A 1,201-nucleotide genomic window follows, 5' to 3' on the forward strand; every position below is an offset into this window, starting at 1 on the left:
CGACCTCAGCGCCTTCCGGGGCCGCCACCCGGTCGAGCTCTTCGGCGGGGTGCGCTTCCCGGCCATCGGCGAACTGCCGTACCTGCTGACCCTCGGGGGCCACGGCTTCTACTGGTTCCGGCTCACCCGAGTCGCATCCCGCACCGGCCGACGACTGTGAGCGTGCGCCGGCGAGAGGAGGCGTCACCATGACGAAGACCGCATTCCTGCTCCCGCGGAGCGCACCCGCCGAGCACATGGGGTCGCTCACCGGGCTGCTGCGCGAGTGGCTGCCGCGGCAACGCTGGTTCGCCGGCAAGGACCGGCCCGTCACCGACCTCTGGGTGCTGTCGATGACGGAACTGTTCCCGCGCTGCCTGCACGTGCTGGTCCACGCCGGTCACGGAGGCGTGCCGGCCCCCGGCGGCACGCCTCCGGCCGGCGACTGCTACCAGCTCCTCCTCGGCGTCCGGGAGACCCCCTCGCCGCGTCTCGGCCGGGCGCTCATCGGCCAGGTGCAGGACGGGCGGCTGGCCGGGAGGACGGTCTACGACGCCCTCCACGATCCGCGCACGACCCAACTGCTCCTGGAGCGGCTGCGCCGCCCCGGCACGTCGGGCCCGCTGCGCTTCGAGTGCGACGCGTCCCAGCCGGTGCCCGCCGGACTGGTGCCGCGGCTGCTGGACACCGAGCAGTCCAACTCCTCCCTGGTGTACGGCGACGAGTACATCCTGAAGGTCTTCCGGCGCATCCAGCCCGGCGTCAACCCGGACCTGGAGGTGCCGGGCGCGCTGGCCGCCCAGGGCTGCCACCGCGTTCCCGCCCCGGTGGCCTGGTTCTGCACCACGCACCCCTTCAGGGCGACGCTGGGTGTGCTCCAGCCGTATCTGCGCGACGCCTCCGACGGCTGGGCGCTGGCCCTCGACGCGCTCGCCTCCGGTGACGACTTCACCGCGCAGGCGTACGCGCTGGGCCGGGCCACGGCGGACGTGCACCTGGCGCTGGCCTCGGCCTTCCCGGTGGGCGAGCCCGGGGAGAACGGCCGGACGGCCGCGGCGATGACCGAGCGGCTGACGGCCGCGGCGCACTGCGTCCCCGCGCTCCAGCCGTTCGTGCCGGGTCTGCGCTCCGCCTTCGCCGCGCTGACCACCTGCGATCCCGGGCCGCCCGCCCAGCGCATCCACGGCGACCTGCACCTGGGCCAGGTGCAGGTCGCCGTGGA

2 protein-coding genes are annotated in these 1,201 nt (G+C 74.6%); both read left to right on the forward strand.

What is annotated here, in order from left to right:
- Positions 1–160 (forward strand): alpha-glucosidase C-terminal domain-containing protein (locus B7L92_RS37405; protein WP_174704080.1); only part of this gene is annotated, 160 nt, incomplete at its 5' end.
- Positions 161–188: 28 nt separating this feature from the next.
- A partial coding sequence (locus tag B7L92_RS37410; protein WP_081241567.1) for a maltokinase N-terminal cap-like domain-containing protein occupies positions 189–1,201 on the forward strand: 1,013 nt, incomplete at its 3' end.

It is taken from the genome of Streptomyces viridosporus, assembly GCF_002078235.1.
Taxonomy (GTDB): Bacteria; Actinomycetota; Actinomycetes; order Streptomycetales; family Streptomycetaceae; genus Streptomyces; species Streptomyces viridosporus.